Annotated in this window: 5 protein-coding genes; 2 read left to right on the top strand and 3 right to left on the bottom strand. The window is 43.6% G+C overall.

The window, feature by feature from the left end; genetic code table 11:
- Positions 1-14: 14 nt before the first annotated feature.
- Both HQQ94_RS05195 and HQQ94_RS05190 read left to right on the top strand, forming a co-directional pair.
- Positions 15-1265: a D-amino acid dehydrogenase gene (locus HQQ94_RS05195; protein WP_173293408.1), complete on the top strand. Its 1251-nt coding sequence runs from the start codon at positions 15-17 to the stop codon at positions 1263-1265.
- 464 nt (positions 1266-1729) lie between these two features.
- A complete protein-coding gene (locus HQQ94_RS05190; RefSeq protein WP_173293407.1) occupies positions 1730-2608 on the top strand; it encodes a LysR family transcriptional regulator in 879 nt (292 codons plus the stop codon).
- 39 nt (positions 2609-2647) lie between these two features.
- On the opposite strand, the gene HQQ94_RS05185 is transcribed toward HQQ94_RS05190, so the two are convergent.
- From HQQ94_RS05185 to HQQ94_RS05175, 3 genes are all read right to left on the bottom strand, one after another.
- Positions 2648-3319: a topoisomerase I gene (locus tag HQQ94_RS05185; RefSeq protein WP_173293406.1), complete on the bottom strand. Its 672-nt coding sequence runs from the start codon at positions 3317-3319 to the stop codon at positions 2648-2650.
- A 65-nt stretch (positions 3320-3384) separates the two neighbouring features.
- The gene (locus tag HQQ94_RS05180) at positions 3385-4305 is read right to left on the bottom strand and encodes a leukocidin family pore-forming toxin (protein ID WP_217273993.1); all 921 of its coding nucleotides are present in this window, start codon (positions 4303-4305) and stop codon (positions 3385-3387) included.
- 939 nt (positions 4306-5244) lie between these two features.
- The gene (locus HQQ94_RS05175; protein ID WP_173293405.1) at positions 5245-23925 is read right to left on the bottom strand and encodes a non-ribosomal peptide synthetase; all 18681 of its coding nucleotides are present in this window, start codon (positions 23923-23925) and stop codon (positions 5245-5247) included.
- Positions 23926-24258: the final 333 nt, after the last annotated feature.

Raw genomic sequence — 24258 nt, 5'->3', positions numbered from 1 at the left:
AAGTAAGGGGTAATATGAAGGTTATTGTACTTGGTGGGGGAGTGATAGGTTTAACTTCAGCTTGGTATCTAGCACAAGCAGGGCATGAAGTCACAGTCATAGAGCGTCAATTAAGCAGTGCAGCAGAAACAAGTTTTGCTAATGCCGGTCAGATTTCTTATGGATACTCTTCTCCTTGGGCCGCACCAGGGATCCCAACTAAAGCATTAAAATGGCTAATACAAAAGCACGCACCATTAAAAATCAAACCCAGTATGTCACCAGAGCTCTACCTCTGGGCAAGTAAAATGCTGGCAAACTGTAATCAAGCAAGTTACCAAGTCAATAAGTCACGTATGTTACGTGTGGCAAACTACAGCCGCGATTGTTTAATTGAGCTAAGGGAAAACCACGCCATTAATTACGAAGGCCGTCAACAGGGTACGCTACAAGTATTTAGAAACCATGCCCAAATAGAGGCCGTAGCCAAAGACATTACACTTCTCCAAGAAAGTGGTACTCGTTACCAAGAACTCAATGTAGACGCCTGTATTCAAGCAGAGCCAGCATTAGCAAATGTACGAGACAAAATTGTTGGTGGACTGCGCCTTCCTGACGATGAAACTGGAGACTGTTACTTGTTTTGCCAGCAGCTCGTTACCTTAGCCAAACAAGCAGGTGTGACTTTTAAGTTCGGCACTGATATCACTCATCTTAATAAAATAGATGGTAAAATCAGCTCAGTATCAAGCAGTATAGGGGAGCTCACAGCCGACGCCTATGTCGTTGCCATGGGCAGTTACTCGGCCTCATTATTACGTCCATTAGGCTTATCTATTCCTGTCTATCCAGTTAAAGGATATTCACTCACTCTGCCTGTACTCAATGATAACTGCGCACCTGTGTCTACCGTGATGGATGAAACCTACAAAGTCGCTATCACTCGCTTTAATCAGCGTATTCGAGTTGCAGGTACCGCCGAATTATCCGGATACAACCTCGATTTAAGTGAACAACGAAAAGAAACCATCGCCATGGTGGTTAACGATCTGTTCCCATTAGGCGGTGATATGGAACAAGCCGAATTTTGGACCGGACTCAGGCCCATGACCCCAGATGGAACGCCTATCATTGGCAAGACCCCCATCTCCAATTTATTTACTAATACGGGTCACGGTACACTTGGTTGGACCATGGCGTGTGGTTCAGGAAAATTACTTGCTGATCAAGTCAGTGGTATCACCCCAGATATTGATCCTCAAGGTTTAGATATTTATCGTTATTAATCACTACTTTTCTTTCATTAAGAGGATTAAAATAAACGCGAAACAACTCAAGTATGATACACAAACCACTTCAAGGTGTAGAGAACAGTATGTCAACAAGTAACAGGGTTGCTCCTGCATTAACGACATTCCCCCCCTCCATGGTGGTCTTCATGAAATTGATGGGCTAATTATTCTAGTTCAATATTTCATAACCAAGAAAAGGTTGCTTCACGCCGTACCCTGCAGAAGTTCCCTTAGAATACCTGCACTGTGTTATCGATATCAACAAGGGAGTAGCCATTATCTCAATCGCTCCCTTGTTCAGCTATTCTACGGGGCTCTGAAACGAGCATCTGAAGTGGTTTAGGTATATCGGGAGGATTTAACCCATCATTTCGGTTAACCTCCTTAGGTTCGTTCACTTTATTCTCTACTTTTTACATTGTAGAGTTGGACACTTAGCTATCCAAGAGGATTCTCTAATGCTCGATGATATTTCACTGTTCGTCAAAATTTGCCGTTACAACTCATTTAATGATGCTGCTCATCAACTTGGAATGCCATTGTCGACCATTAGTCGTCGCGTGAATCAACTAGAAAAAAATTTAGGCTCCAGCTTATTTTTTCGCGATAAAAATGGATTGAAATTAACTGTCGCTGGGAATGAAATCTTAACCGCTTGCCAGCCCTCAATCGAACACGTTGAAGGTATTCTCAATACCTTAGATACCAAAAAAAATTGGGACAAAGGCAGCATAAAATTTGTCGGCCCAACCAATTTTATTTCTAAGTTATTTGCCGACCAATTTTTTGATGATTTTTTTGAAGAGTATCCTGATATAGTCGTTAATTTTGATCTAAGTAATGAACGTAGTAACTTAAATCAACAACAGTTCGATCTTGCTATGCGTCTAGGTGATCTAGAAGATTCTGGCTTTATTTGTAAAACAATCGGAAAAATGGAATTTGTACTCGTAGCGTCGCCTCAATTAATCTCAACTCATGGTAGTCCTAAAAATTTAAATGGACTCGATATTTTTCCTAAAATAATTTTCTCACCCATTCAAAACTGGCAATTCACTTCAGCAGAAAATTGCTCATTGGATTACTTACCCCAAGGTGATTTCATTTCCAACAATATTGATCTATGTGTCAACAGAACCATAGCAGGGCATGGGATCTGTTACTTAGCCAAACAATATGTTGCAGATGCAATCGCAACAGGAGAACTATTGACTTTACTGCCCCAATATCGCCCTCGACGCCGCCTGATAAACTTATTATGGCCTAGTAAACCCCTGCCTTACCGTACCCGAGTATTAATCGACTATTTAGCCAATAAACTCGCCAAAACCATATAACCCAAACATGCATCACACAAGGTTAACATGAATATCTACTCATGATGATGACGCTGCTGGTAAAGCTGATTCTATAATATTCACTTCATTTAATTTATCTTTCTCAGCCTTAAACAAGAAAACGGCACGTTTGACATCCTGCAAGAATATTTGATGGTCACCTTCATTACTAATAGGCAATACCAAATAATGGATCCCACCATCAGCCCCTTTCACACCAGTAGCAATAAGCGCATCACCTTCACCTGCTGTACCAAAATAATCTGCAACAATATCCATATAACTCACACCAATACTAGATAAATAATCAGGTTCGGTATTATCAAAGAGCAAAATATCTCCCGACTTTGACAGTCTTGATAATTTACTCTCAGTCTCATTAGTGAACGGATAATTAGTCGTATCAACATATTTAATATCCTCAGCTTCGATAAAGTCATACAGCTGATTGCTAAATGTATTAGTTGGCTCTGATACCCAATTATTCGCCTTCAGAGGCTCCACATCAGTCGATATATTTTGAGCATTTGATACTGGTAAGGTTAATTCATCGAGAAAAGAAGCTTGATAATTTTCAAAAATATCCTTCGTAGTCACTAACTTATGATCATCATTATCTTGATAAATATTCACACCGAACAGGAATAGATACCCTCCCCCTAAAAACGCACCTAGAACAACTAAAACCCATCGTAATTTACCTAGTTGCATAACACTCCCCTAGCTAAAATATCTGATTAATCGACAAAGGCTTAACCCAATGTCGATCGATATCACTAAATGTATAAACTATCAGCCCAACTGACACTGACTTTACGAGTCGCTTCGGTCCAATGGCTTACATCTCTATTTTTAGAAAGTCCTTTCCACGTCCAAGTTGTGTACCAAGTGCATATATCTCGGCCAAAATAATAATCTGTTTTTCTCCACCCAGCATATAGGTTAAGTTCCGTATTATTCTGTCCATCATTTAACGCTTCTTTGCGATAAACAACAGCCGCTTCTGGCTTAAAGTCTGATCTCATCACTATTGGAAGTTCATTGGTTTCAATTAAATTACTTCCATAACAACTGGTCCATTTATTCATTAACCACTCTTTAGGCGGTGTGTTGTGACGAATAGTTTGATTCTCTATATTCCATGTGATGGTCTCATTATCTTGAGCAAAGTCTGCTAGTGTTTCAAACTCATCTTGCTGGTAGGTAACACGGTTACTCCACTCTACTCCTCCACCTATACTCGGCGATTCTCCCGCTGAAAAACCTAAATTAAAATTAATCGATTCGCTCACGCTCGCTGAAGCAATAGAGTTAGAAGGCGCATGATTCATATGCCTCAAAGGAGATCCACCTGAATAGCCAACTTTTAACTTAAAAGCCGTGGGTAATGTATAACGGTAATCAGCACCAAACTGATACTCGTATACCGCCTCCTTAGAAGCTACATTGGTCATATCAAACCCAGAGCCTCCTTTTAGTATCAATTTAACCTCTTTAATTCCTTCTGGCACATGGGATTGATTCCACACATTTTGCAATGTATAGATCAACCTAATGTTTTTAGATCTTGTATCTTGGTCATCAAGTTCCAGCAAGCTAGAGCTATAAGCTTTTAACGCATCTGCTGCATGTACAACTGAAGCAGTCCAGCAAAAGATAAGTAAAATGACAGTATAAACGGGTTTATTTTTCATCATTATATTTCCCTGTATATTTTATTAGTGATCCTAGATGAGATCACTGACCATTTTGTAGGTTTTAAATTTAATGAGAATATTCGCGAGATGATAAAAATACTGGTCTGGTCTCGTATCATCAAACCTCACAACTAAACTCGACATTCTTAATTGAATATCCATTCAAATCCCAAGCATTTACCTCCAAAGGTGAATATTCAAAAAACAGCATACATGACTACTTTTTGATCCAAAACAACCATATGTAAGAACATTATTCTCATTATTGATATAGCTTTATCAAAATGTATCAACTGATAGTGACTTAGTCTTCTAGCAGCCAAACCTCTGATAAATTAGTTTTATTCATCCACAAAAATATCTAGATAAAAGAGATGGTAACAACAATCGAAAATAAACAAGGCTCAATGAAAAAGGCACAGTGATGGGATCTAAGTAACCTGAACTCGGGATAACGAGTGTCAGATACCTTTAATTTTTTACTTAAAATCAAAAAGTTAAACCCAACCTGATTACTATTCACCCACTCACTTGCTTAATGCCGACATTTTTGTCGATATCAAGGCGGGATTTCGTACGTAATAGCTGGCTATGACTAGAAAACACAACAAAGATAGGGGCCAAAATAGCGATATTAAGCGGCGCTGCTTAACCCGAGCCCAGGTTAAGTACTAACAACACACTAAGCGATGAACACACATCAGATTGGTGAGGACACTAAAAGTCATCTTTAAGTCAGACTTATCATGTCTTGGATTCAGAACATAAGTATATTATTTGAATAAGTAGCGAAAGAGATCCGTTGGCTATTCGCCAATCACGTCATAACAGTCATGCACTTTATTGGTGACTACATTTTTAGTTAACAAGGCATTCCCATTTACAGCGCATTAAAGCTGGGTGAGAGTCAATAATGCGCTGCCAATTAAAACAAGAATATTATATTAATTCAATGGCTTCATCTAATAGTAAACATTTCATTATCTCCATTCTGATCTCCCCTACTGATTCAATAATATTACCATGATGTCTGTTATTCATTAATCTTACAGTAAGTGGTTTCTCCACCCACTGAGTCACGTTGTTATCTGGTAATTCAACGACAAATCGACTCATATTGTTTGAAATCACATCATCACCCATTCTGCAATCCGTCAAACCAGCCTTAAACAGAGTCACCTCAGCATACTCTAGTCGACCGCTTTGTTCACATTGCGCCATTGCTATTTCTAGCGGATACACCTGCAATACTTTTTCAATATAATCTGAATCTACTTCACCCTCCTCATGAAGTACCTCTCTCATTTTTAGTACCATAGATGGCATATCCATTTGCTTTTTTAACCTGTGAAGCGGCTCTGAATTCATGACTGAATCAAGTAAAAACACCTTAATATCTTTCGCACCACGAGATTCTAACAAATAGGCCATTTCCAAGGCTAATTGACCGCCTAACGACCACCCAAGAAGGTAAATAGGTTCAGCAATTGACGTATGATCAAGTATTAAGTCAATATACATTGCCGCCATTTGATTTAAAGACGATATGTTAATTTCTGAGTGATGGTTATAATTATCAATACCAATGCAATTAAACTCATCAGCTAACGACAAGGCCAAAGGCACATAAACCTCACTGCCAGCATTAGCAGGGTGGATCATAAAGATCTTCCGCTTTACAGTCGACTCAGGCGTTAACATTTTCAATAAATCCTCTTTGCCTGCCCCCTTAGTTAGCCAATCACACAACAAGGCAATTTTAGGCAGACTAAATAACGTACTCAAGGGAATATCGACATTCAACTCTCGACGAATGGCCGACACCAACTTAATCGCCGAAATCGAATCACCACCACTTCGGAAAAAGTTATCGTGTATCCCCACCTGCTCAAGGCCCAATACCGACTGCCAAATCTCACACAGCTGAGTCTCAAATGCATTACGCGGTGCAGTGTAGTTATCAACACTGACCCACGCAGGCTCTGGCAAGGCGCGTCTGTCTAATTTACCGTTAATGGTTAACGGGATGGCATCGATAACAGTGAAGGTCGCTGGCACCATGTATTCAGGTAAGGCCTGCGTCAAAGAAGCGATTAAGCTGTCTGTCTCTAGTGCTTGCTGGTTTCGACTCTGCCCATCGACAGCCTGCTCATTTAAAACCTGTTCATTAGAAACAATATACGCCGCTAAGTATTTATTGCCCTCACGCTCTCGGTCTATCACCACCGCTTGTTTAACACTATCAAGACTTGATAACGCCGTTTCTATTTCGCCCAATTCAATCCGGTAACCACGAATTTTAACCTGATTATCATTACGGCCTAAGTACTCCAAACACCCATCCGGTAAGTAACGCATCAAGTCACCGGTTTTGTATAAACGGGTGTAGCCTTTTGCTATGTCAGCTTCTGTCGCAAACGGGTTATCAATGAAACACGCTTGGGTTAAATCAGGACGATTGAGGTAACCGCGCGCAAGACCTGCACCGCCGATATACAGCTCTCCAACTGCACCCATAGGTACTAATTGTCTGTTACAGTCCAATACATAGACTTTTCGAGTATTCATAGGCTTACCAATCGGCACTGACTCGCCAAAACTCTCACAATCGTAAGTGGTCGTGAACGTCGTACTTTCGGTTGGTCCGTAGCCATTTAACAGTTTTTCCGGCCTATTATCTTGCGCCAATAATTGACGTATTAAGGCTGCTGTCAATGCTTCACCACCCACTAATAAATAACGTAAATTGGCAAATAAGTTAACGTCTTGAATATATAAGCTGTCAAACAAAGCCCGGGTTAACCATAAAATACTAACCTTATGCCTGCTAAGCAAATGTTGGATTTTCTCCACCGACATACGGACATTACGGATCGGTAATGCTAATTTTGCCCCATGTGTTAACGCTCCCCACAATTCAAAAGTCGCAGCATCAAAGCTTGTATCTGATAACTGCAAAAAAACATCATCAGCTGACAAATCTATATACGCGTTATTTTGCACTAAGGAAGTGATACCTTGGTGGGGCGTTAATACCCCTTTAGGATTTCCAGTGGTACCCGATGTGTAAATCACATAGGCTAAATCAGTGGCGGTGCTGATAGGGCTTGGTGACTCTGTTGGCATATCAACATAGGTCGATAATATGTCTGCCGCCAGCAAGCTGACATCATGATTCATGCTATCGTTGAGTGTTGTCAGACTAGTGAGATACTGTGACTGGGTCACCACCAGTTTGGCGGCGGTATCCGTTAAAATAAACTGGGTGCGCTCAGTCGGATACTCGGGCGAAATAGGCACATACGCACCACCCGCTTTGAGTACCGCTAAAATACTTATCACCATCTCCAGACTGCGGTCTAAATACAGCGGAATGAGTGTGTCAGCTTTGAGCTCATGGCCGCATGTGTCAAGGTATTCTTGACGGATAGCGTGGGCTAGCTGGTTGGCTCTTTCATTGAGTTCGTTATAGGTGAGCTGCGTGTCTTCAAACACCAAAGCGATATTGTTTGGGGTTTTAGTGGCTTGCTCAGCAAACAATTGATACAAGGTTTTATCTTGCGGGTACGGCGCATCCGTGTCGTTGAAGTCATAGAGTAAAGTATCGCGCTCTTCTTCACTGATAAAAGACAAAGACTGACACAACTGCTCTGGCTCGACGGCGATGGATGTTAATATACTTTCCAGCTGATTTAACAAGCGTGAGGCATCATGTGAGACTAACCAATCCTCACTAAACCCGAGCTTAACAACTAAGCTGTCACCTTGTTCAAAAGCGATAACTGATAAGGGGTAATCAATCTTCTCTACTGATTGACGGAGTCTTAAACTGGATTCTATACCCCTATTATCTTCATCTATTTCAGCCATCGGATAGTTTTCAAACACAAACAAGCTGTGAAATAAGCGCTCGCCGTCTTGTTGCAGGATCGCCAGTGATACTGCGCTGTGGCTGTTTAATACCGCAATATCACGCTGGATAGTCTGCAAAACTGAAACAACGGTTAGTGCATCTGCATCTTTTTCCCAGTTAACCATTAAAGGCAAGGTGTTAATGTACAAACCCACACTCGACTCAATGCCCTCAACCGGCACATCTCGGCCCGATACCGTGGTGCCCACTATCGTCTGGCTATCGCCACTGTAAGTTTGCAATAATTTATGCCAAGCAAACTGCAACGCCACATTCAAGGTGACTCCTTGGGCTTTGCACATGTTTTTTAATTTTTCGTACGCCTGACCTTGTATGGTGAGCACTTGCTCCGCTGGCTTTTCAATAGCCTTAACTTGCGCCAAATCCACTTTTTGACTTAACAAATTGGATAAATCAGTCGTGCCCTGATAGGTGTCTTTTATGTCTGACCAATAAGTATCTGTTTCAGCTTTGGTATCGAGATAGTATTGTTGCGTGGCCAAGTACGCCTTATCAACCTCGAGAATGGGCGTCTCACCGGCCATAAGTTGGTCGTAGTTGCCGTGCACAGCCTGCATTAACACGGGTAAGCTCCAACCGTCAGCAATACTGTGGTGCTCACTTTTTAGTACCGTGGTTAAGTTGTCAGCCTGCTTAATTAAGGTCAAGCGGATTAAGCCTGGCTGGGTTAAATCAAAGGGTAGTGCTCTATCTTGTTGCTGAATATCCGTAATAGCTAGCTCACGTTCTTTTTCTGATAAATGGCTAATATCATGAAAATGAAAGTTAGACTCATCGATACTGGCTCCACGTGTGACCACTTGTAGCATCTCTTCTTGCCAATCAAACGCGGTGCGCAAAATAGGGTAACGTAATGACGCCAAACGCCAGGCTTGCTGGTATACCTCAAGGTTTATCTCTTGATGATAATCAAGCAAGAGTTGCACTCGGTAAGCATCATCTTGAGGCTGACTAACATGATGGTAAATAAACCCTTGCTGTAGACTAGTAGCAGGATAGATAGCTTCAATATCGTGCTGACGTTGTAATCGAGACAAGGTGGTTAATGATAACTTTTCAACGCCATAATCACTCGGCGTTTTAAATCCACCCGCTTGAGCCTGACATTGAGCCGTGTTAATGACCGCCTCAAGCCCTGCCTCAAAAGCGGCAACAAAAGCGGTTGTTTGTACAGAGAATAAGCGTGATACCACACTGAAACACAACATCCCTTGCTGCACAGCTCCGTTAATATTGAGCGCTAAATCGTCCTCATTATCCAAGGCAATTTGCACCCCAGCATCCCCCGTGACAAGACTCCAATCACGTTCATTTTCGCCTTCACGTTTTCCACCCAATTGCCCGAGGTAGTTAAAACTCACCTTAGGCAGTGGGCCAGTGAGCTTTCCTGCCTGACGCAAAGCGCCATAACCAATACCCTTGTGTGGCATCGCCCTGAGCATTTCTTTGGTTTGAATAATGTTAACCGCAATATCCTCATCAGCCGTTAATTTCACCGGATACATGCTGGTAAACCAACCAACTGTCTGTGACACATCCAAGCTGTCATCAATGAACTCACGCCCATGACCTTCTAACACAATATGGTTAACGGGCTCGCCCAAGGTGTCTTGTAATGCGATGGCTAATGCACTGAGTAATAAATCATTAATGTCGGTGTGATATCCGCCATTGGCCTCATGCAATAAGGTGTCGGTTAGCTCATTTGATAACATCATTACTTGCTGATGCTTGGCTTCATGTGCAATTAATGGCTTCAGCTCGGCGGTGACCTGTTGCCAATATGCACATTCATCGACCGACCGCTGTGCATAATCACCTACCGCTGCCACCCACTGACGATAACTACTGGTTTTCGCTGGCAAGCTCTGCCCAGTTAATAGCAAGTGCATATCCTCAGCAATAATTCGCCATGACACCGCATCGATAATTAAGTGATGAAACGCGAAGAATATCCGCGAACGACCGTCTGGATAACCGCTCAAATGTGCGGCTTGCCATAAGGGGCCAACATCAAGCGAAAAGTGGCTCTGCCATGTGGTTAATTGCTGCTGCAATTCAACATCAGACAGAGCACTCACATCACAGCTCACCAAAGGTGACATTGTGCTGAGCTCATCGTAACGCTGACGTCTTATTTGTGCTGAGTAAGCCTGCTCTGATGAAAATTGCTCTGTCGATAACGGCTCTGACAAAGTGAAACGAGCGCGGAGCATATCGTGCCGCTCAGCTAAACGCTCAAGCGCAAGCTCGATGGCTGGCAAGTCAATACCGCTTGGCAACTGCACCATAAAAGCTTGGTTCCAGTGATGCGCACTCGCCCACGGCTTATTAAAGAACCAATCTTGTATCGGCAGTAAACCAAACTCCCCTTCCAGACGTCCCTGCTCAGCGATGATGTCAACTGATGAAGCTTCTTTTTCAAGCATGCTGGCCAGTTGCGCCACGGTCGGTGCATCGAAAATCGTTTTGACCTGCAAAGTAAAGCCCGCCTGACGTAATTTCGATACCAGCTGAATACTGATAATTGAATCACCGCCACTGCGGAAAAAGTTATCATGTATGCCAACCTGCTCAAGGCCCAATACCGACTGCCAAATCTCACACAGCTGAGTCTCAAGGTTATTACGCGGTGCAGTGTAGTTATCAACGCTCACCCACGCAGGCTCTGGCAAGGCACGCCTGTCTAACTTACCGTTAATGGTTAATGGAATAGCATCAATTTCAGTGAAGGTCGCTGGCACCATGTATTCAGGTAAGGACTGCGTCAAAGAGGCAATTAAGCTGTCTGTATCTAGGGCGTGACTATCCTGAGCCTGCTCATTTAAGACCCGTTCATTTAAAACCTGTTCATTAGAAATAATGTACGCCGCTAAGTATTTATTGCCCTCACGCTCACGGTCTATCACCACCGCTTGTTTAACACTATCAAGACTTGATAACGCGGTTTCGATTTCGCCCAATTCAATCCGGTAACCACGAATTTTAACCTGGCTGTCATTACGGCCTAAATATTCTAAATTTCCATCAGTATTTCCATCAGCGTTTCCATTAGCGTTTCTATTAGGAATGTAACGCACCAAATCACCGGTTTTGTATAGACGGGTGTAGCCTTTTGCTATGTCTTTTGCTGTCGCAAACGGGTTATCAATGAAACACGCTTGGGTTAAATCAGGACGATTGAGGTAACCGCGCGCAAGACCTGCACCGCCGATATACAGCTCTCCAACTGCACCCATAGGTACTAATTGTCTGTTACAGTCCAATATATAGACTTTTCGAGTATTGATAGGCTTACCAATCGGCACTGACTCGCCAAAACTCTCACAATCGTAAGTGGTCGTGAACGTCGTACTTTCCGTTGGTCCGTAACCATTTAACAGTTTTTCCGGCCTACTATCTTGCGCCAATAATTGACGCATCAAGGCTGGTGTCAATGCTTCACCACCCACTAATAAATAACGTAAATTGGCAAATAAGTTAACGTCTTGAATATATAAACTGTCAAACAAAGCCCGAGTTAACCATAAAACACTGACCTTATGCCTGCTAAGCAAATGTTGGATTTGCTCCACCGACATACGGGCATTACGGATCGGTAATGCTAATTTTGCCCCATGTGTTAACGCTCCCCACAATTCAAAAGTCGCAGCATCAAAGCTTGTATCTGATAACTGCAAAAAAACATCATCAGCTGACAAATCTATATACGCGTTATTTTGTACTAAGGAAGTGATACCTTGGTGGGGCGTTAATACCCCTTTAGGCTTTCCAGTGGTACCCGAGGTGTAAATCACATAGGCTAAATCAGTGGCGGTGCTGATAGCGCTTGGTGACTCGTTCGGCATATTTTCATAGGCCGAAGGTTGGTCTGCCGCTAATAAGCTAATTTGATGTGCTTTATCGTCACTAAGTGCTGTTAGCGCGGTCAAGGTAGCAAGATGCTGCGACTGGGTCACCACCAGTTTGGCAGCGGTATCGCTTAAGATAAACTGGGTGCGTTCTGCCGGATACTCAGGCGAAATCGGCACATAGGCCCCGCCCGCTTTCAGTACCGCTAAAATACTTATCACCATCTCCAGACTGCGGTCTAAATACAGCGGGATGAGTGTGTCAGCTTTGAGTTCATGGCCATTGGTATCAAGGTATTCTTGGCGGATGGCGTGGGCTAGCTGGTTGGCTCTTTCATTGAGTTCTCTATAGGTGAGCTGCGTGTCTTCAAAGACCAAAGCGATGTTATTTGGGGTTTTCGCCACTTGCTCAGCAAACAATTGATGCAAGGTTTTATCTTGTGGGTATGGCGCATCCGTGTCGTTGAAATCATAGAGTAAGGTATTACGTTCTTGCGCGGAAAGCACATCGATATTTGCCAGTTTTTGAGCAGGCTCTGCAACAAAAGCGGTTAATACCCGAGTATAGATTGCTGATATACGGATGATGGTGGTTTCATCAAATAAACCCACTGCATAATTGAGTTGACCACTGATATCCTCTTCGCTGTTGGCAAGGAACAAACTCAAATCAAACTTGGCAGGACTGTACAGTGCTTCTTCAGCATCTTCTAACACCGCTTGTGTAAATGGCAGCTGACTCGCGCTCATTTCATCCATACCCGAGTCTGAGCCAAAACCTGCACCAAAGTCTTGCACGCTGAACATCACTTGGAAAATAGGGTGCCGTGAGCTATCACGCTCTACATCCAATCCATCCACCAATTGCTCAAACGGGATATCTTGATGGGATTTAGCCTGTGATACGACTTTGTGCACCGTTTGGATAAATTGAGTGATATCGCTATCACCTGACACGTGTGCCCTCAGTGCCAGTGAGTTAACAAACATGCCGATTAAGCTTTGTGTCTGAGCGTGATGACGATTATCTGAAGGCGAGCCAACAATAATGTCCTCTTGTCCGGTCAATTTGGCCAAACTCACGTAAAACGCACTCAGTAATACCGTGTAGAGCGTAGTTTCTTGCTCTTTGGCCAAAGATCGAAGTTTAGCTGACAATGATTTGTCTACTATAAAGTCACTGTTTTGTCCGCGATAATCTATTTGCGCGGGTCTTGGCTTATCGGTTGGCAGCGCTAAGTTCTCATAACCCGACAAGGCTTCTCGCCAATAATCAAGCTGCTGTGTGCCCACCTCCCCTTGCAAGTAGTCTCGTTGCCACGCAGCATAGTCACCGTAAGTAATGTCCAATACCGGTAAGTCTATTTCACGTGATTCACTTAATGCCTGATACACTTCACCCAGCTCACGGATAAAAATGTCTGTTGACCAGCCATCCATCGCAATGTGGTGCCACATGAGTAAAATATATTGACCTTGCTCTGGGCTGTCGCTTTGACTTTGGCCTTGGCCTTGCTCTTGGCTTTGGTTTTGACCTGGAGCAAGTTGGTAATGGTTAAGCCGCAAACTTGGCTCGTGTTGTAAATCAAAAGGGTGGGCGATATCAGCTTTAACCAAAACCAGCAATTCAACCTCATCATGGCAAGTCTGTGAGCGAAAGGCTAAATGACTGTCTAATGCCTGCTGATAAGCCGTACCTGCCTCATCAAAGTCATGCTCACTATAACCATATACGCTATTCATCACAGCATGACGGCCACTCACCACGTTAATCGCTTTTTCCAGTAAGTACACATTGACGTCATCATCAAGCTGAGCCAAGTAAGGAATGTGATAAGCACTGCTGCCTTGCTCAAATTGCTCGATAAACAGCATACGCGCTTGTGCAAAGGACACCGGGTAGCGAGCCTTATCACCCAAATCAAGATGAGGAATTATCACCCTTGTGTCCTGAGCCAGCATTTGCTCATTCAGCGTCAGAGAGATACCCGCGATGGTCTTTTGTTCAAACAACGTACTTAAAGCTAAATCAACATCCAATTCGCGACGGATCGCTGCCACTAACTTAATCGCGGTAATTGAATCCCCGCCACTGCGGAAAAAGTTATCGTGTACCCCAACCTGCTCAAGGCCCAATACCGACTGCCAAATCTCACACAGCTGAGTCTCAAGGTTATTGCGCGGTGCAGTGTAGTTATCAACACTCACCCACGCAGGCTCTGGCAAGGCACGCCTGTCTAGCTTGCCGTTAATGGTTAACGGGATGGCATCAATAACGGTGAAGGTTGCTGGCACCATGTATTCGGGTAAGACCTGCGTCAAAGAGGCGATTAAGCTGCCTGTATCTAGGGCTTGCTGGTTTCGACTCTGCCCATCGACAGCCTGCTCATTTAAAACCTGTTCATTTGAAATAATATACGCCGCTAAGTATTTATTACCCTCGCGCTCTCGGTCTATCACCACCGCTTGCTTTACACTATCAAGAAGTGATAATGCCGTTTCGATTTCGCCCAATTCAATCCGGTAACCACGAATTTTAACCTGGCTGTCATTACGACCTAAGTACTCCAAACACCCATCCGGTAAGTAACGCACTAAATCCCCGGTTTTGTATAAACGGGTGTAACCTTTTGCTATGTCAGCTTCTGTCGCAAACGGGTTATCAATGAAACACGCTTGGGTTAATTCAGGACGATTTAAGTAACCACGCGCAAGGCCTGCACCACCGATGTATAATTCACCATTGGCGCCCAAGGGCGTTAGCTGCAAATATTCATCGAGAACGTACCGCTGGGTATTATTGACACCACGGCCAATATTGTTGGCGCTGTCACCTACAAGATATTCGTTGGCCGTGGCACACACGGTAATTTCAGTCGGGCCATACGCATTAAATACCTGACAATGCTCACTAAATGAGTTCAATAAACCCAAAGAAGGTGAGTCACCACCAGATATCACCGTTTTCAGTGCAGGAAAGTCACCTGGGGTTAGCTGAGATAATATCACTGGCGGTAACAAGGTAATATCAATGCTTTCATTGGCCAGCATGTCACTCATACTTACTACATCTCGCTCGCTTTCACTGCACATGTACCCCGTCAGGCCTTGACTTAATCCTACAAATATTTCAAATATCGACACATCAAACACATAAGATGAAAACAATAATACCTTTTCTCTCTCCTGCACATTGAAGCGCTGGGTTAAGGCCTCGACAAGGTGCACCCCATTACCATGTTCTACCATCACTCCCTTGGGTTTGCCTGTGGTGCCTGAGGTGTAAATCACATAGGCTAAATCTGTGGCGGTGCTGATGGGACTTGGTGATTCTGTTGGCATATCAACATAGGTCGATAATATGTCTGCCGCCAGCAAGCTGACATCATGATTGATGGTCTTATTCGCTTCATCACTTAGCCCTGTCAACGTGGCAAGATGCTGAGACTGGGTCACCACCAGTTTGGCAGCCGTATCGGTTAAGATAAACTGAGTGCGCTCAGCCGGATACTCAGGCGAAATCGGCACATAGGCCCCGCCCGCTTTCAGTACCGCTAAAATACTTATCACCATCTCAAGACTGCGGTCTAAATACAGCGGGATGAGTGTGTCAGCTTTGAGCTCATGGCCACAGGTATCAAGGTATTCTTGACAGATGGCGTGGGCTAGCTGGTTGGCTCTTTCATTGAGTTCGTTATAGGTGAGCTCTTCGCCCTCAAAAACTAGTGCGATATTGTCTGGGGTTTTCGCCACTTGCTCAGCAAACAATTGATGCAAGGTTTTATCTTGCGGGTACGGCGCATCCGTGTCGTTGAAATCATAGAGTAAGGTATTACGTTCTTGCGCGGAAAGCACATCGATATTTGCCAGTTTTTGAGCAGGCCCTGCAACAAAAGCGGTTAATACCCGGGTATAGATTGCTGATATACGGATGATGGTGGTTTCATCAAATAAACCCACGGCATAATTGAGTTGACCACTGATATTCTCTTCGCTGTTGGCAAGGAACAAACTCAAATCAAACTTGGCAGGGCTGTACAGTGCTTCTTCTAACACCACTGGGCTAAACGGCAGCTGGCTCGCGCTCATTTCACCGGCAATGGAGTCTGTACCAAAGTCCTGCACGCTGAACATCACTTGGAAAATGGGGTGACGTGAGCTATCACGCTCGACATCCAATCCATCCACCAATTGCTCAAACGGGATATCTTGATTCGACTTAGCCTGTGATACCACCTTATGCACTGTTTGGATAAATTCAGCGATGTCGCTGTCACCTGACACTTGCGTCCTCAGTGCCAGTGAGTTAACAAACATGCCGATTAAGCTTTGTGTCTGGGCGTGATGACGATTATCTGACGGCGAGCCAACAATAATGTCCTCTTGTCCGGTCAGCTTTGCCAAACTCACGTAAAACGCACTTAATAATACTGTGTACAGGGTCGTTTCTTGCTGCTTGGCTAATGCCCTAAGCTCAGCTGACAATGCTGTGTCTACGATAAAATCACTGTCTTGACCGCGATAATCGATTTGCGCGGGTCTTGGCTTATCGGTTGGCAATGCCAGGGTCTCATAACCTGATAATGTCTGTCGCCAATAATCAAGCTGCTGTGTGCCCACCTCACCTTGCAAGTAGTCACGTTGCCACGCAGCATAGTCACCGTAATTAATGTCTAATACCGGTAAGTCAATTTCACGTGACGCCTTTAATGCTTGATACACTTCACCCAGCTCACGGATAAAGATGTCTGTTGACCAGCCATCCATCGCTATGTGGTGCCACATGAGTAAGATATATTGGCCTAGCTCTGAGCTTTCGCTTTGGCTTTGGCTTTGAGCAAGTTGGTAATGGTTAAGCCGCAAACTGGGCTCGTGTTGCAAATCAAAAGGATGGGCGATATCAGCTTTAACCAAAGCCAGCAATTCATCCTCATCATGGCAAGTCTGTGAGCGAAAGGCTAAATGACTGTCTAATGCCCGTTGATAAGCCGTATGGGTCTCATCAACATTTCTCTCATCATAGTCATTCTCACTATAACCATATACGCTATTCATCACAGCATGACGGCCACTCACCACGTTAATCGCTTTTTCCAGTAAATACACATTCACGTTATCATCAAGCTGAGCCAAGTAAGGAATGTGATAAGCACTGCTACCTTGCTCAAATTGCTCAATAAACAGCATCCGCGCTTGCGCAAAGGACACCGGGTAGCAAGCCTTATCACCCAAATCAAGATGAGGAATTATCACCCTCACGTCCTGATTAAGCATTTGCTCATTCAGCGTCATTACGATACCCGCGATGGTTTTTTGCTCAAACAATGCGCTCAAGGCTAAATCAACATTCAACTCTCGACGAATGGCGGCCACCAACTTCATCGCCGTTATGGAATCACCGCCACTGCGGAAAAAGTTATCGTGTATCCCCACTTGCTCAAGGCACAGCACCGACTGCCAAATCTCACACAACTGAGCCTCAAGTGCGTTACGCGGTGCAGTGTAGTTATCCACACTCACCCACGCAGGCTCTGGTAAAGCACGCCTGTCTAACTTGCCGTTAATGGTTAACGGGATGGCATCAATAACGGTGAAGGTTGCTGGCACCATGTATTCAGGTAAGGCCTGCGTTAATGACGCGATTAAGCTGTCTGTATGTATGCTCTTCCCATCTAGAGGTGATTCATTTGAAATAATATACGCCGCTAAGTATTTATTACCCTCGCGCTCTCGGTCTATCACCACCGCTTGCTTTACACTATCAAGAAGTGATAATGCCGTTTCGATTTCGCCCAATTCAATCCGGTAACCACGAATTTTAACCTGGCTGTCATTACGGCCTAAATATTCTAAATTGCCATCAGTATTTCCATCAGCGTTTCCACTAGGCAAGTAACGCACTAAATCCCCGGTTTTGTATAAACGGGTGTAGCCTTTTGCTATGTCAGCTTCGGTCGCAAACGGGTTATCAATGAAACATTGCTCCGTCAATTCGGGACGATTAAGGTAACCGCGGGCAAGGCCTGCACCGCCTATGTACAATTCACCTATTGCCCCTAAAGGAGCTAATGCCATTCCTTGCAGCACATAGACTTTTACATCATTGAAAGGGCGACCAATGGTACTGTCAGCATTAAGCGAATTGACCATATAACTTGTCGCTTCACCCGTTTCTGTTGGCCCATAATAATTAATGACTTTCGTCAGATTAAAATCAAAATGAACCAGCTGCTCTTGTGTTAGATTTTCACCACTGAAGTAAATATGCTCGAAGTCACAAGGCAAGGTAGTCGATGCTAATAATGCTGAAAATTGAGAAGGAACAAAATGGCAAGCATTGATATCATGAAATTCAAGTAAATGCATGATTTCATCCATGTCGAAACTTGACTGAGCCATCACTATTTTAGCCCCCACATTTAAGTGGCTAAACAAATCGGATACAGACACATCAAATACATAGCTGGTTTTAAACAAATACGTGTTTTTAGCCGTTTCCCCGCGAGAAGACATATATTGATTTCGACTGGCACTACTTTTGTGCTCAATCATTACCCCTTTAGGTTGACCCGTGGTACCCGAGGTGTAAATCACATAGGCTAAATCTGTGGCGGTGCTGATGTAGATTGGTGCCTCTGTTGGCATATCAACATAGGTCGATAATATGTCTGCCGCCAGCAAGCTGACATCATGATTGGTAGTGTTATTCGCTCCATGACTTAGCCCTGTCAACGTACCAAGATGCTGCGACTGGGTCACCACCAGTTTGGCGGCGGTATCCGTTAAAATAAACTGGGTGCGCTCAGTCGGATACTCGGGCGAAATAGGCACATACGCACCACCCGCTTTGAGTACCGCTAAAATACTTATCACCATCTCCAGACTGCGGTCTAAATACAGCGGAATGAGTGTGTCAGCTTTGAGCTCATGGCCGCATGTGTCAAGGTATTCTTGACGGATAGCGTGGGCTAGCTGGTTGGCTCTTTCATTGAGTTCGTTATAGGTGAGCTGCGTGTCTTCAAACACCAAAGCGATATTGTCTGGGGTTTTAGTGGCTTGCTCAGCAAACAATTGATACAAGGTTTTATCTTGCGGGTATGGCGCATCCGTGTCGTTGAAATCATAGAGTAAGGTATTACGTTCTTGCGTGGAAAGCACATCGATATTTGCCAGTTTTTGAGTAGGCTCTGCAACAAAGGCAGTTAATACCCGGGTATAGATTGCTGATATACGGGTAATGGTGGTTTCATCAAATAAACCCACGGCATAATTGAGTTGACCACTGATATTTTCTTCGCTGTTGGCAAGGAACAAGCTCAAATCAAACTTGGCAGGGCTGTACAGTGCTTCTTCTGCCTCTTCTAAAACGACTGGGCTAAACGGCAGCTGACTCGCGCTCATTTCACCGGCACTAGAGTCTCTACCAAAGTCCTGCACGCTGAACATCACTTGGAAAATGGGGTGCCGTGAGCTATCACGCTCGACATCCAATCCATCCACCAATTGCTCAAACGGGATATCTTGATTCGACTTAGCCTGTGATACCACCTTATGCACTGTTTGGATGAATTGGCTAATATCACTATCACCTGACACTTGTGCTCTCAATGCCAGTGAGTTAACAAACATGCCGATTAAGCTTTGCGTCTGAGCGTGATGACGATTATCCGAAGGCGAGCCCACGATAATGTCCTCTTGTCCGGTCAATTTGGCCAAACTCACGTAAAACGCACTTAATAATACTGTGTACAGGGTCGTTTCTTGCTGCTTGGCTAATGCCCTAAGCTCAGCTGACAATGCTGTGTCTACGATAAAATCACTGTCTTGACCGCGATAATCGATTTGCGCGGGTCTTGGCTTATCGGTTGGCAATGCCAAGGTCTCATAACCCGACAATGTCTGTCGCCAATAATCAAGCTGCCGTGTGCCCACCTCACCTTGCAAGTAGTCACGCTGCCACGCAGCATAGTCACCGTAATTAATGTCCAATGCTGGTAAGTCTATTTCACGTGACGCCTTTAATGCTTGATACACTTCACCCAGCTCACGGATAAAGATGTCTGTTGACCAGCCATCCATCGCAATGTGGTGCCACATGAGTAAAATATATTGGCCTTGAGCAAGTTGGTAATGGCTAAGCCGCAGACTGGGCTCGTGTTGTAAATCAAAAGGGTGGGCGATATCAGCTTTAACCAAAGCCAGCAATTCAGCCTCATCATGGCAAGTCTGTGAGCGAAAGGTTAAATCACTGTCTAATGCCTGCTGATAAGCCGTACCTGTCTCATCAAAGTCATGCTTATCAACATGTCTCTCATCATGGTCATACTCATCACTATAACCATACTCACTATAACCATAAACGCTATTCATCACAGCATGACGTTCGCTCACCACGTTAATCGCTTTTTCCAGCAAGTACACATTGACGTCATCATCAAGCTGAGCCAAGTAAGGCATATGATAAGCATTACTGCCTTGCTCAAATTGCTCGATAAACAGCATACGCGCTTGCGCAAAGGACACCGGGTAGCGAGCCTCCTCCCCCAAGTCAAGATGAGGGATTACCACCCTCGCGTCTTGATTAAGCATTTGCTCATTCAGCGTCAAAGAGATACCTGCTATGGTCTTTTGTTCAAACAATGCACTCAAGGCTAAATCAACATCCAGCTTGCGACGAATGGCGGCCACCAACTTCATCGCGGTAATTGAATCCCCGCCACTGCGGAAGAAGTTATCGTGTATCCCAACCAGCTCAAGGCCCAACACCGACTGCCAAATCTCACATAACTGAGCCTCAAGGTTATTACGCGGTGCGGTGTAGTTATCAACACTCACCCACGCAGGCTCTGGCAAGGCTCGCCTGTCTAACTTGCCGTTAATGGTTAACGGGATGACATCAATTTCAGTGAAGGTCGCTGGCACCATGTATTCAGGTAATGTCTGCATCAAAGAAGCAATTAAACTGTCTGTCTCTCGGGCGTGACTATCCTGAGCCTGCTCATTTAAAACCTGTTCATTAGAAATAATATACGCCGCTAAGTATTTATTACCGTCTCGCTCACGGTCTATCACCACCGCTTGTTTAACCCTATCAAGACTTGATAATGCGGTTTCTATTTCACCCAATTCAATCCGGTAACCACGAATTTTAACCTGGCTGTCATTACGGCCTAAATACTCCAAACACCCATCCGATAAGTAACGCACCAAATCCCCCGTTTTGTATAAACGGGTGTAGCCTTTTTCTATGTCTTTTGCTGTCGCAAACGGGTTATCAATGAAGCACGCCTGGGTTAATTCAGGACGATTGAGGTAACCGCGCGCTAGCCCTGCACCACCGATGTAAAGCTCCCCTATTGAGCCAACAGGCATGAGCTGCCGTTGCTCGTCCAGCACATACAAACGGATATTGTCAATGGCACGACCAATAGGCACACTATTGTTAAAGATCTCACGCGTATCAAAATAGCTGACATCAATTGCCGCTTCAGTCGGTCCATACAGGTTGAACAAACAACTACCCGCCGCACTGACCTGATTAAATTCCTCAACATGGGTAACTCCCAATGCTTCTCCACTGCAAAAAACTTGCTTCACTCGCTCAGAAAAGCATTGCGCTGATGCTTTTAAATGGTGGCTAAAGCCACTGAGCATCGAAGGCACAAAATGCAAAGTGGTTATTTCAGCATCACAGATCAACGCTTGTAATAATTCAGGTTGCTTATGTACCTCTGGCGCCGCAATCACTATCCGCGCCCCAACTTGGTTAGCCCAAAGTAATTCCCATACCGACACATCAAAAATATACGGCGTTTTTTGTAATACCCGATCGCTTTCTATCAACGGATATGTTTTCTGCATCCAATGAATACGGTTGACGACTGCATTATGTGCCAGTGCCACCCCTTTAGGCCTCCCAGTGGTACCAGATGTGTAAATCACATAGGCTAAATCAGTGGCTATGCTTATAGGGCTTGGTGATTCTGTTGGCATATCTTCATAGGCCGATAATATGTCTGCCGCCAGTAAGCTGACATCATGATTGATGGTGTTATTCGCTTTATCACTTAGCCCTGTCAACGTGGCAAGATGCTGTGACTGGGTCACCACCAATTTGGCAGCCGTATCGGTTAAGATAAATTGAGTCCGCTCAACCGGATACTCAGGGGAAATCGGCACATAGGCCCCGCCCGCTTTGAGTACCGCTAAGATACTAATCACCATCTCCAAACTGCGGTCTAAATACAGCGGGATGAGTGTGTCAGCCATGAGCTCATGGCCACAGGTATTAAGGTATTCTTGACGGATAGCGTGCGCTAATTGGTTAGCTCTTTTATCTAACTCTGCATAGGTGAGCTGCGTATCTTCAAATACCAAAGCGATACTGTCTGGGGTTTTCGCCACTTGCTCAGCAAACAATTGATGCAAGGTTTTATCTTGTGGGTAATCGGCTGCTGTATCATTGAAGCGATATAACAAAATATCGCGCTCATGAGGCAATAATTTTGGTACTTGTTTAATTTGTGTTGTAGGTGATTCCACGAAAGTCATCAACACCTGTTCAATCCGTTCAAGCACGAGCTTTATCTCTGCTTGGGTAAAATACTGCTGTCCATAAGATGCTGAAATCTCTAAAGACTGATTAGTTTCAAAATCGTCTAACCGCAGTCGTAAAGGATGATCATCAAAAGTCGACTCCACTTTAAAAATGGAGTATGGGAGCTGCTCAACCGCATCATTTTTGACTCGTTCATAGGAAACCATAATATCAGGTAACAATGCATCATAACGATTTGCTAGACGATTAAGATGCGAGTAAGGAAAATCACAATGCCCATAGCTCTTTTTCATTGACGCCATGATTGTTTTTATGTGTTCTATCACATTAAGGTTTTCATTAAGTGAGGCAGTAAATGGAAAAGTATTCACTTGCATTCCCACCACTTGCATTCCTTTTTTTCCACTACGCCCATGAGTAACGGTGTTCAAAAGTAAGTCGCTGTGGCCTGTTATACCTGACATTACAACACTAACAACACTGGAAAAAACCGCCAGCATATTCAATCTATTATCAGCACAGAAATCATATAACTGCATAGTGCTTTCTACCGACAAAGCTAATGTACAAATTGCATTATCGGTTAGTGGGTAACGAGTCGGTAATTTGTGAGATTCATGCTGTTTTAATAACTCTTGCCAGTAAGTTTTATCTTGCGCATATTTTGAAGAATTAAGGTATTCACTCTTTACTAGTACAGCTTCTTTAAATTGAGGAATATCCAATAGCCAATCGGTTGAGTTCCCTTGTTCAATATCTTGGTATAAACGATGTAAATATTCATGAAGACGGTAAATGCCAACACCGTCATTCATAATATGATGAGCCTTGATAAAAATATAATAACTATTCGCCGATAACTTAATTAATGATATTTTATTAAGTTCATCACCCAAATAGTCCATATAGGTGTCTACTTGCTGCTGCATCCACTCTAACGCAGTATTTTTTGCATCATCCATCAATGATAAATCATGAAACCCCACCAAACTCGGTACTTTATCGTGTTGAATATATTGTAATGGCGACCCATCACCATCAGTGGTAATTTTTAGCTGTAATGCATCCAAATGAGCATGAAGTAACACCCAAGCTTGCTGTAATATACAAATATCCACATCTTCTATAGTGGTATAGCCACCTAAATTATTCTTAGGGCTTTGATGATTAAGGATCTGATCATAATAAATATCTTCCTGAGCAGGATGAAGTTTTAAAAAATCTAGAGCTGACACACCAGATTGCTGCATCTCATTATTCATTACATTCATGGACATTATATTACTTCCTATTATTTACCACTTAGGTTATTAAAATCAAACCTATTAATATTACAATTATTTATTTAATGAGGAAGGGGGGTTAATAAAAAATTTATATTGTTTTTATTATCTTTAATATAAATGACATTAAAACCACCAAAAAAACTCATCACTTAAAAAACCATTAAAAATTTATTTATATGTAAATGATATTCAAAAAACAAAAAAAACCACAACAGCAACATAATAAAAACAATTATACAACATTAATTGGTCACCAACAAGTAGGTTAATGCTAGATCTCAGCAATCAACGCCCACCTTTAAAGCATACTTTCATATAGGCTGG

This window comes from Shewanella sp. VB17 (genome assembly GCF_013248905.1).
In the GTDB taxonomy this organism is placed as follows: Bacteria; Pseudomonadota; Gammaproteobacteria; order Enterobacterales; family Shewanellaceae; genus Shewanella.
Note: the sequence above shows the minus strand (reverse complement) of the source record. Positions and strands in the feature narration are given on the sequence as shown.